Genomic DNA, 9,358 nt, shown 5'->3' on the forward strand with positions numbered 1-9,358 from the left:
GCGATGCTCCGCGCCGCATCCAGCGCCAGCACCGCGGCGAGCGCGTCGCCGGCGGCCCGCTCGGCCAGGTCCTGGTGGCGGAAGCTGCGGTTCTCGCAGATCGCGTAGTACACCGGGAAGCCGTGGCCGTGCGGCACCACCGCCAGCCACGCCGTGTAGCGCGAGCCTTCGAGGCTGGCGCCGGAGCGCACGGTGTAATCCGGGAATTCGCGTTCGGCCATCGTTGTCGTCCGCAGGAATCGGGCAAGGGGCGGACAGTGTACGCGTTGCGTCGACAAGGGTTGTGCCAGCGTGGCGCCGCCGTCGTCGTTCGAGAGTGCGCCATGCCCGTGCCGTATCGCATCGATTGCCCGTATTGCGGCGAGTCCATCGAACTGCTGCTGGACGAGTCCGTGGAGTACCAGCGCTGCATCGAGGACTGCAGCGTGTGCTGCCGTCCCATGGCGCTGGCGGTGGCGTTCGACGCGGGCGGCGCGCCGCGGGTGTGCGCCACGCGCGAAGACGAGGCCTGAGCCGGCTCAGCCGTCCAGGTGGACCAGCGCGATGCCCTGCGCCGCCAGTGCGGCGCGCGTGGGCTCGTCGCCGGCCGGCGTCACCGGACGGCTCAGCTCCCACAGCAGGCCGGCACGGAAGCCCGCGGCCACCGCATCCTGCGCGGTCCACAGCACGCAGACGTCGCGCGCCAGCCCGCACACCAGCACTTCCTCCACGCCGCGTTCGCGCAGCCAGCCGGCCAGGCCGGTGGCGGGACGCGCGCCGTGGCGGTCGTGGTTCTCGCGGAAGCCGCTGTAGGAATCGACGTGCGGGTCGCTGCCCTTGCGCAGGATCAGGTCCGCCATCGACCAGTCGATCCCGGGGTGCAGCGCGGCGCCCGGCGTGCCCTGCACGCAATGGTCGGGCCACAGCGTCTGCGGCTGGCCGTACAGCGCGATCTGCTGGAACGGCTGCGTGCCCGGATGCGAACTGGCGAACGAGACGTGGCCCGCGGGATGCCAGTCCTGCGTGGCCGCCACGTGGCGGAAGCGGCGCGTGCGCAGCAGGCGGTCGATGCCTGCCACGATGGCGTCGCCTTCGTGGCAGGCCAGCGCGCCGCCCGGCATGAAGTCCGGCTGCATGTCGACCACCAGCAGGGCGGTGCGTTCACTGGTGGCGAAAGACATGGCGTGCCCGCGCGGTGGAGGAACACCAGTCTAGCGCGCAGGCATAATGCAGCAGGCACAGGCTGGAACAGGGCGCGATGAACTACGACCAATCATGGATGGGGTATGGCTGGACCGGCGGCATGGAGGCCGGCGCGATCGGCCTGGCGGCCGGCTTCGTGCTGTACCTGCTGTTCCACTGGCTGGGCCGGCGCAACGGCTGGAGCGATGCGCGGCGGATGGGCTGGGCGTATGTCCTCGCGCTGGTGCTCACCGCGCGCATGGACTTGTGGAACCTGTTCTATTTCAACTACGCGCGGCTGCAGTCGCTGCAACTGCTCAGGGCCAAGCTGGCGGAAGTGCACGATCCCGACGGCATCGGCACCCGCGTGCTGTGCGAACTGCTGGGCGCCGCGCTGGGCGTGTTGCTGGCGTGGCTGCTGTGCGGCGCGCACTGGCGTCGCGGCGACGCGTAGCGGCTGCTACAGCACCGGGTCGAACAGGCGCGCCACGTGCATCGCCACCCGGCGCAGGTAGGAGGCGTCGAGGTATTCGCTGGCGTGCACCTCGCGGGACAGGGCGAAGTCGGCTTCGAGCATGCGTTCCACTTCGGCCGCGAACTCGCGGTCCAGCACCAGCGCGCTGGCCTCGAAGTTCAGCCGGAACGAGCGCGGGTCCAGGTTGATGCTGCCCACCGCGGCGCAGTCGTCGTCCACCAGCACCACCTTCTGGTGCATGAAGCCGGGCTGGTAGCGGAACACGCGCACGCCGTAGCGCAGCGTGTAGTGCGCGTGCAGCTTGGAGGAGAGGTACACGGTGTGGTGGTCGGCCCGGGCCGGGATCAGCACGCGCACGTCCACGCCGCGCATCGCGGCCAGCAGCAGCGCCGCGCGGGTGGAGTGGTCGGGCACGAAGTAGGGCGTGGTCAGCCAGACCCGCCGGCGCGCCGCGTTGATCGCGGCGGTGACGAACAGCGAGCCGGTTTCCTGGCGGTCGGCCGGCCCGCTCGCCACCACCAGCACGCGCGCGCTGCCGTCGGCGGGCGGCGCCGGATGCAGCGGCGGCGGCGCGCCGGTGATCCATTCCCAGTCGTCGGCGAACAGCCGCTGCAGGTCGGCGGCGGCGGGGCCGCGCAGTTCCATGTGGGTGTCGCGCCACGGCGCCAGCGGCGGCTTCAGGCCCAGGTATTCGTCGCCCACGTTGAGGCCGCCCACGAACGCGCGCTCGCCGTCCACCACCACGATCTTGCGGTGGTTGCGGAAGTTGAGCTGGAAGCGGTTGCGCCAGCGGTTGGTGGCGAACGGGTTGATCTCCACGCCGCCCGCGCGCAGCGTCTCCACGTAGCGGCGCGGCAGGTCGTAGCTGCCCACGCCGTCGTACAGCACGCACACGCGCACGCCGGCGGCCGCGCGTTCCAGCAGCGCCTGCTGCATGCGCCGGCCCAGGTCGTCGTCGTGGAAGATGAAGAACTGCACCAGCAGCGTGTGCCGCGCCTCGGCGATCGCCGCGAAGATCGCCTCGAACGTGGCGTCGCCGTCGATCAGCAGGCGCAGCCGGTGGCCGGCGCGGAACGGCCGCCCCTGCATCGCCACCAGCGCGAGGAAGCGGCCTTCGCTGTCGTCGGGGTTGGGCGCGAAGCGCCCGCGCGGCGCGGTGCTGCGATGCCGCTTTAGATAGCCGCGGAAGCGGCTGCCGCCCAGGAACAGGTAGGGCACCAGGGTCAGCGTGGGCAGCAGCAGCAGGCCCAGCACCCAGCCGATCGCGCCCTGCGGCGTGCGGGTGTGCATCAGCGCGTGCAGCGCGGCGATCACGCCCAGCACCTCCACCAGCAGGAGAACGGCACCGACGATGTTCAGGGTCATGGAGTCCTCGGGCGTGGGGCTCGGCAGCGGGCTCCGCCTATCCGGCCAGCAACTGCCTGGCCACGATGCGGGCCTGCTGGCGGATTTCCGGCATTGCGGTGCATTCCCAGAGCGTACCGCGCAACAGGCTGCCGATGGCGAACAGCCGCGGCCACGCGCCGCCCGCGTGCAGCAGGCGTCCCTGCGGCGTGGCCCGGCAGCCCAGCCCCAGCGGGTCGGGCAGCACGTGGCGGTTGACCACCAGCTGGCGCATCAGCGGGTGCGGCGTGTTCGCCACGTCGAAATCCATGCCTGTCGCCTGCACCGCCAGTCCCGCGTGCAGCGCGTGCAGCGGGCCGCCGCCGTGCGGGCACAGTTCCAGGCGCAGGCCATCGCCGTCGACCGCGATGGCCTGCACGTGGCCGCGCACGCGCTGCAGGCGGCCTTCGCGTTCCAGTGCGGCGAGGGCGGCATGCTGCGGCGGCGGCATGCGGTGGCGCACGCGTTCCCAGGCCCAGCGGGCGTGGCGCAGGAAACGGCTGCGCTGTTCCAGCGGCAGCGCGGCCCACAGCGCGGCGACGTGCGGGCGCAGGCTGTCGACCGTGCTGCGCCAGTCGTCTTCCTGCGCGATCGCCTCGCGCAGCAGTTGCACCCAGCGGCGGATCTCGGGCGCGTCGCGCATCGCCTCGACCAGCTCCGCGCCGTCGCCGCTGGGCACCGCGGTGGCGCGCAGGTGCGGCTCGGGCAGCAGGCCATGGCGCGAGATCGCGGTGAAGCGGGTGGCGGGCCAGCGTGCGGCCAGTTCCAGCAGCACGTCGGCGGCGGTGAGCCCCAGGCCGATCACCACGACGCGGGCGGGCGCCTCGGCGGGCGGCGCCGCCAGCAGCGGCCAGGGATCGACCACGTAGCGGCCGCTGGCCAGCGCCCCGGCGCCGACGCAGGGCAGCGGTTGCGGCGGCATCGCGCCCAGCGCCAGCACGGCGGCGTCCACCCGGCTGCTGTCCTCGCCGCGGAACACGGTGACGCCGTCGTTCTCCGGCACCACCGCGTCGGCGGCGAACGGCACCAGCCGCAGGTCGTGGCCGCGCATCTTGCCCAGCGCCGTCGCCCGCGCCACTTCGGCTTCGAGGTAGTCGCCGTAGCGCCGGCGCGGCAGGAAGTCGGTGCCGGCGACGGACGGGTCGTCCTTTTGCGCGAAATCCAGGAAGCCCTGCGGCTTGCCGGCGAACATGCTCATCGAGGCGGCGCGCACGTTGAGCAGGTGGCGGTCGGAGCGGGTGGCGTAGGCCACGCCGCGTGCGGGCACGCCGTCGCCGGTGTACCAGTCCAGGCGCAACGGTTGCGGCGGCTGGCTCTCCAGCAATTCGCCGAGCAGCGCGGCGGCGGCGGCGCCGCCGCCGATGATGGCGACACGTCGATGCATGCGTGGCTCCCGGGTGGAAGGTCAGCGTGCCAGCGGGCCGACGAACGCGCCGCGCGGCGCCTGTGCGATCCATGCCGGCACATCCTCGCATGGATCGCCGACGCGCTGGTCGGGGAATTCGCCGCCATAGACGTGCAGCGTGTAGACCGTGTCGTGCCGCGACAGGTTGCGGCAGCGGTGCGCCCGCGTCGCGTCGCGCTCGAACCAGCCGGCGTCGCCCGGGCCCAGCCAGTCGCGGGTCAGCGCGGTGAGTTCGCCGTTGTGCGGATCGCGTCGGTAGGACTGCCATTCCAGCGCGCCGTGCAGCGGCACTTCCAGCCCCCAGCGGTCGGCGTGGAAAAGCAGCGGCATGCGCTGGCCGGGCGACCAGGCGCGCACCATCACGTTCAACGACGGCAGGCGGCGTTCCGCGAGCAGCCAGCGGCCGCTGCGGCGGCGGCGCCGGTGCATGGTGGCGAGGCGGACGGAAAGCGCGGAGCCTTCCAGATGCACGACGCGCCCGAGTTCGCGCGCCATCGTCGCCAGGTCGGGGTGTTCGATGCGTCCGTATTCCAGCGCGATGTCGCGCAAGGTCTTCAAGCTGTGCACGTACTTGCCCATGCGGAGCTCGGCGATTCAACGGCGGACAAGTGGAGCATGCACGCCGTTAAACGGCCGTAAGAGCAGCGCCATCGCGGCATGAACGTCAACGCTGCGTGATGCGCGTGCGCAAACCGCACAGGACCCGGCGCGCATGCATGCCGCCGGGTCCTGCGTTTTCCGCGCATGAACCCGCGCTACAGGTTCTGCAACACGAAGTTCACCGGCACCCTGGCCCACGCGCGCACCGCGTGGCCATCCACCATCGCGGGCTGGAAGCGCCAGTGCGCCAGCACCTGTTCGCGCGCGCTGCGGTCGAGCACGGCGTGCCCGCTGCCGCGTTCGACTTCGACCCGCACCGGCGTGCCGGTCTCGTCCACCAGCACGCGCAGCAGCACCGTGCCCTGCAGGCGCTCGCGCAAGGCCTGCAGCGGGAACTGCAGCGGCGCCGAGCGGTAGGCGAGCGTGGCCTCGACCGGCGCCGGGGTGTCGGTCGCCACCGGTGCGGGGCCGGGCGGCGCCACCGTGGGCATGGGCTGCTTGCCGTCGGTGGTCGGGACCGGCGCAGGAGGCGCGACATCGGGTCGCGGCTGCACGTGCACCGGCACCGGCGGTGGATGCGGCAACGGCTTCAGTTCGATCGGCGGGGGCGGCGGCACCGGTGGCGGCGGGTCGATGAACACCACCTGGGGCACCGTGGCCAGCGTATGCGCCAGCGCCAGTGCCTGCGGTGCGAGCGGGCGGGTGAGGAACAGCAGGGCCGCGAGGTTCAACGCGATGGCCGCACTGAGCGCGGCGATGCGCGCGGCATCGGGGTGGGGACGAGCAGCAACAGCCAGGCCAGCGGACGACATGGGCGACCTCCTGACGGCGTTTCGTTTTCGGGTTGTGGCGTCGGCGACGCTGCATGCGCAGGGGGACCGTCGTGGACGCGGCCTGAGCCTATGCCTGGGCCCGGTCGTGCGCAAGTGGACGGCCGGGCGCCAGGCGCGATGGCCGCATGCTGGACATCGCGCTATGCTGCAATGCGATATCCGCCGCTCCGCCGGAGTCGCCATGACCGCCGCCCTCGCCACCCTGCCGCGCTACAGCCGCGGCGACGAACTCGCCAGCAGCCTGCTGCACGGCCTCGGCATCGTGCTGAGCATCGGCGGCCTCGCCACCCTGGTGGCGTTCGCGGCGCTGGGCGGCGATGCGCGCGCGGTGACGGCCAGCGCGGTATACGGCGTCACCCTGGTGCTGCTTTACACCGCCTCCACGCTGTACCACGCGGTTCCCGTGCCCGCGGCCAAGCCGCTGCTGCGCACGCTGGACCACATCGCGATCTACCTGCTGATCGCCGGCACCTACACGCCGTTCACCCTGATCGCGCTGCCGGGCGCGTGGGGCTGGAGCCTGTTCGCCGCGGTGTGGGCGCTGGCATTCGTGGGCAGCGTGCTGGAGCTGGGCTGGTTCCGCCGCTACCGCAAGCTCGCGGTGCTGCTGTACGTGGGCATGGGCTGGATCGGCATCCTGGCGTTCAAGCCGCTGGCCGCGCACCTGCAGGCCGGCGGCATGGCGCTGGTGATCGGCGGCGGCGTCGCCTACACCCTGGGCGTGCCGTTCTACCTGTGGCGCAAGCTGCCGTACCAGCACACGCTGTGGCACGCCTTCGTGCTCGCCGGCAGCGTGCTGCACTACTTCGCGGTGCTGCTGTACGTGCTGCCCGCGGCGGCCTAGCCGAACAGCATCGCCGCGCCGAACAGCCCGACCATCACCAGCGAGATCACCAGCTTCACCAGCGTGCCCAGCAGCAGGCCGATCCAGGTGCCGACGCCCACGTGGGCCGAGCGCAGCACGCTGGTGCCGGAAGCCAGTTCGCCGAGCAGCGCGCCCGCGAACGGGCCCAGCAGGATGCCGGGGATGCCGAAGAACATGCCGACGATGGTGCCCAGCGAGGCGCCCCACAACGCGTGCTTGCTGGCACCCACGCGCTTCGCGCCCAGCGTGCCGGCGACGAAGTCCACGATCACGCCCGCCGTGCCCAGCGCACCGATCAGCAGCAGCCACCACAGGCCCAGGTGGCGGTAGTTGTCCACCGCGGCGATCAGCCAGATGCCGCCGAAGACCATGGGAAGGCCGGGCAGCGCGGGCAGGATCGCGCCGGCGAGGCCGCCCACGATCAGCACCCCGCCCAGCGTGTAGAACATGATGTCGAACAGCATGGGGGCTCCTGGGGATCGGGTTCCTGCGATCGTCCCTGATCGCGAAGGTCAAACGGGCGGCCATCCATGGCCGCGGTGTTCAAGGACGCAGGCGCTGGGTGAGGCCGCGCAGGAAGTGCCGCAGCAACTGGTCGCCGCAGGGGCGGTAGTTGGGATGGTCGGGCTTGCGGAACAGCGCGGTGAGTTCCGACTTCGACAGCGGGAAGCCCGCGGCGTCGAGGATCGCGTGCATGTCGTCGTCGCGCAGCTCGAATGCCACGCGCAGCTTCTTCAGCACGAGGTTGTTGCCGACGCGCTTCGCCACCGGCGGCGGCGGGCGGGTTTCGTCGCGCCCGCGCAACTGCGTCACCAGGCCGTCGAGGAAGTGCGCCATCACCTTGTCGGGGCAGTCGCGGTAGCCGGGCTCGTCGTCCTTCTTCAGGTAGGCGTCGATGTCGGCCTGCGGCACCGTGAGGCCGGCCAGCGCGGCGATGGCCGCGAGCTTGCCGTCGGGCAGGTCCAGCATGTAGCGGACGTTGCGGAGGATGTCGTTGTTGATCATGAGGGGGATTGTATCGGGGGCTTGCACTTGGGCAGAGGGTCTCTGCTCCTTCGTGTATGGATTGTGTGGGTTACGTGGAGTTCCAAAGCGGTTTCGTGTGCTTCTTGGCGTCTCGGCTACTTTTCCCTTGTAGGCATAAATTGAAGCGGTTTCGTGCGCCCGTTGGGCGCGCGAGCTACTTCTCTTTTGCTTGTCCAAAAGAGAAGTAGCCAAGAGAAAACGACACCCCGCGGCGGCGCTTGCCGGGCATCCATGCCCGGCAAGTGCGTGAGCCGCGGCCGGGCTTTTCGAGCGGGCATCCTGCCCGCGCGAAAAGGCATCGCCATCCATGGCGCTGCCCGCTGCGCGGCCTGATCGTCCACGGCTCACCGCCGCCGAGGGGGCCCGGAAAAGCAGGCGCGCATCGTGCGCGCCAGAAGCAACTGCAAATGCAAAAGCGAAGCGCCGCGAGTATGCGGCGCTTCGCTTTTGATTCTGATCGTCATCCCAGCGAAAGCTGGAGGCGCTTCACAACAGCGAAGCTGGTCATCCAGTGCCTGCACGCCACGGAACGCCAAGGCGCTGGATTCCTGCTTGACCGGCCCTTCGGCCGTTGAAAGCCGCAGGAATGACTAGCGAACCGCAGGAATGACGAGCAGAGAGTCGATTAACCAGACCTTCCTTGGCTCTGGCTGTGCCCTGCTTTTGCTTCTGCGCGCCGGGAGCGCGCTGCTTTACCGGGGCGCGCCATCGGGGTGTCGTTTCCTCTTGGTTACTTCTCCTTTGGACAAGCAAAGGAGAAGTAACTCGGGCGTCCAAAGGACGCACGAAACCGCTTTTGTCGCTTGCGATCGCACAAGCAAAAAGGGTTGGCCCACAAAACTGGCGCGCATAAAACAAACGGGGCGCCAGATGGCGCCCCGTATTCACATCGTCCCGCCAATCCTCAATTCGGCTGTGCCAGGTCGTCCAGCAGCGCCTTGAGGAAGCGTGCCGCCTCGCCGCCGGTGGCCGCGCGGTGGTCGAAGGTGAGGGAGATCGGCATGCGGCGGTGGACTTCGATGCCGCCCATCACGGCGACCACGTCGTGGCACAGCTTGCCGGCGCCGATGATGGCGACGGTGGGCGGCACGACCACCGGGGTGGCGTAACGGCCGGCGAACATGCCGAAGTTGGAGAGGCTGATGGTGTAGCCGGATAGTTCCGAGGCGGGGATGGTGCGGTCCTCGACCGCGGTGCGCAGGCGCTTGATCGCGGCGCGGATGCCGGCGCCGTCGAGCACGTCGGCGTTGCGCAGGGCCGGCACGAACAGGCCGTCGTCGGTGTCCACGGCGATGCCGATGTCCACGTGCGGATGCAGGGTGCGGGTGAGGTTCTTGCCGTCGAACCAGGCGTTGAGCGCCGGCACCGCCTTGCAGGCCGCGACGATGGAGCGGATCAGGCGCGCGGTGATGTCCTGCTTGCCGATCCAGGCGTGCAGGTCGGCGTCGTCCACAAGGGTGGTGGGCACCACGTTGGCGTGGGCTTCGGCCATCACGCGCGCCATGTTGCGGCGTACGCCCTTCAACTGTTCGGGCTGGCCGCTGGCGTGCACGCCCGGGGGCGCGGTGCGCACCGGCTTGCCGGCCAGCCCGAACAGTTGAAGGGCGTAC

The 9,358-nt window shown here is 70.7% G+C and carries 12 protein-coding genes; 3 read left to right on the plus strand and 9 right to left on the minus strand.

The window, feature by feature from the left end; genetic code table 11:
• Positions 1–221 (minus strand): hypothetical protein (locus PCA_RS17335; protein WP_255436601.1); only part of this gene is annotated, 221 nt, incomplete at its 3' end.
• Between the two features lie 102 nt (positions 222–323).
• Between PCA_RS17335 and PCA_RS02040 the strand changes: the two genes are divergently transcribed.
• Positions 324–512, plus strand: a complete 189-nt coding sequence (locus PCA_RS02040; RefSeq protein WP_181300504.1) for a CPXCG motif-containing cysteine-rich protein — start codon at positions 324–326, stop codon at positions 510–512.
• A gap of 6 nt (positions 513–518) precedes the next feature.
• Here PCA_RS02040 and pncA read toward each other — a convergent pair whose 3' ends face one another.
• Positions 519–1,160, minus strand: a complete 642-nt coding sequence (gene pncA / locus PCA_RS02045) for a bifunctional nicotinamidase/pyrazinamidase (RefSeq protein WP_181300505.1) — start codon at positions 1,158–1,160, stop codon at positions 519–521.
• 77 nt (positions 1,161–1,237) lie between these two features.
• Here pncA and PCA_RS02050 point away from each other — a divergent pair, with 77 nt between their 5' ends.
• Positions 1,238–1,615: a hypothetical protein gene (locus tag PCA_RS02050; protein WP_181300506.1), complete on the plus strand. Its 378-nt coding sequence runs from the start codon at positions 1,238–1,240 to the stop codon at positions 1,613–1,615.
• A 6-nt stretch (positions 1,616–1,621) separates the two neighbouring features.
• On the opposite strand, the gene cls is transcribed toward PCA_RS02050, so the two are convergent.
• From cls to PCA_RS02070, 4 genes are all read right to left on the minus strand, one after another.
• Positions 1,622–3,001 (minus strand): cardiolipin synthase, encoded by a 1,380-nt coding sequence (gene cls / locus PCA_RS02055; protein WP_181300507.1) that lies wholly within the window; start codon positions 2,999–3,001, stop codon positions 1,622–1,624.
• A gap of 37 nt (positions 3,002–3,038) precedes the next feature.
• On the minus strand, positions 3,039–4,403 hold the full coding sequence (locus PCA_RS02060; protein ID WP_181300508.1) for an FAD/NAD(P)-binding protein: 1,365 nt from the start codon (positions 4,401–4,403) through the stop codon (positions 3,039–3,041).
• A gap of 21 nt (positions 4,404–4,424) precedes the next feature.
• A complete protein-coding gene (locus tag PCA_RS02065; protein ID WP_181300509.1) occupies positions 4,425–5,003 on the minus strand; it encodes a cysteine dioxygenase in 579 nt (192 codons plus the stop codon).
• 176 nt (positions 5,004–5,179) lie between these two features.
• Positions 5,180–5,836, minus strand: coding sequence for an energy transducer TonB (locus PCA_RS02070; protein WP_181300510.1), 657 nt, complete (start codon positions 5,834–5,836; stop codon positions 5,180–5,182).
• Between the two features lie 202 nt (positions 5,837–6,038).
• Here PCA_RS02070 and PCA_RS02075 point away from each other — a divergent pair, with 202 nt between their 5' ends.
• On the plus strand, positions 6,039–6,701 hold the full coding sequence (locus tag PCA_RS02075; RefSeq protein WP_181300511.1) for a hemolysin III family protein: 663 nt from the start codon (positions 6,039–6,041) through the stop codon (positions 6,699–6,701).
• On the opposite strand, the gene PCA_RS02080 is transcribed toward PCA_RS02075, so the two are convergent.
• The 3 genes from PCA_RS02080 to PCA_RS02090 all read right to left on the minus strand — a co-directional run.
• Positions 6,698–7,186, minus strand: coding sequence for a DUF456 family protein (locus PCA_RS02080; RefSeq protein WP_181300512.1), 489 nt, complete (start codon positions 7,184–7,186; stop codon positions 6,698–6,700). The genes PCA_RS02075 and PCA_RS02080 overlap by 4 nt on opposite strands.
• 79 nt (positions 7,187–7,265) lie before the next feature.
• Entirely contained in the window at positions 7,266–7,727 is a 462-nt protein-coding gene (locus PCA_RS02085; RefSeq protein ID WP_181300513.1) for a DUF1456 family protein, read from the minus strand.
• A 925-nt stretch (positions 7,728–8,652) separates the two neighbouring features.
• Positions 8,653–9,358: 2-oxo acid dehydrogenase subunit E2 (locus tag PCA_RS02090; protein ID WP_181300514.1), on the minus strand; the 706-nt coding region annotated here is incomplete at its 5' end.

Source organism: Rhodanobacter sp. PCA2, assembly GCF_013620825.1.
Lineage (GTDB): Bacteria > Pseudomonadota > Gammaproteobacteria > Xanthomonadales > Rhodanobacteraceae > Rhodanobacter_A.

What these genes read in the sequence shown, in the direction of transcription:
- PCA_RS02060 (WP_181300508.1), bottom strand. Translation starts at nt 4,403, where the DNA reads ATGCATCGACGTGTCGCCATCATCGGCGGCGGCGCCGCCGCCGCCGCG.
- pncA (WP_181300505.1), bottom strand. Translation starts at nt 1,160, where the DNA reads ATGTCTTTCGCCACCAGTGAACGCACCGCCCTGCTGGTGGTCGACATG.
- PCA_RS02080 (WP_181300512.1), bottom strand. Translation starts at nt 7,186, where the DNA reads ATGCTGTTCGACATCATGTTCTACACGCTGGGCGGGGTGCTGATCGTG.
- cls (WP_181300507.1), bottom strand. Translation starts at nt 3,001, where the DNA reads ATGACCCTGAACATCGTCGGTGCCGTTCTCCTGCTGGTGGAGGTGCTG.
- PCA_RS02070 (WP_181300510.1), bottom strand. Translation starts at nt 5,836, where the DNA reads ATGTCGTCCGCTGGCCTGGCTGTTGCTGCTCGTCCCCACCCCGATGCC.
- PCA_RS02065 (WP_181300509.1), bottom strand. Translation starts at nt 5,003, where the DNA reads ATGGGCAAGTACGTGCACAGCTTGAAGACCTTGCGCGACATCGCGCTG.
- PCA_RS02050 (WP_181300506.1), top strand. Translation starts at nt 1,238, where the DNA reads ATGAACTACGACCAATCATGGATGGGGTATGGCTGGACCGGCGGCATG.
- PCA_RS02085 (WP_181300513.1), bottom strand. Translation starts at nt 7,727, where the DNA reads ATGATCAACAACGACATCCTCCGCAACGTCCGCTACATGCTGGACCTG.
- PCA_RS02040 (WP_181300504.1), top strand. Translation starts at nt 324, where the DNA reads ATGCCCGTGCCGTATCGCATCGATTGCCCGTATTGCGGCGAGTCCATC.
- PCA_RS02075 (WP_181300511.1), top strand. Translation starts at nt 6,039, where the DNA reads ATGACCGCCGCCCTCGCCACCCTGCCGCGCTACAGCCGCGGCGACGAA.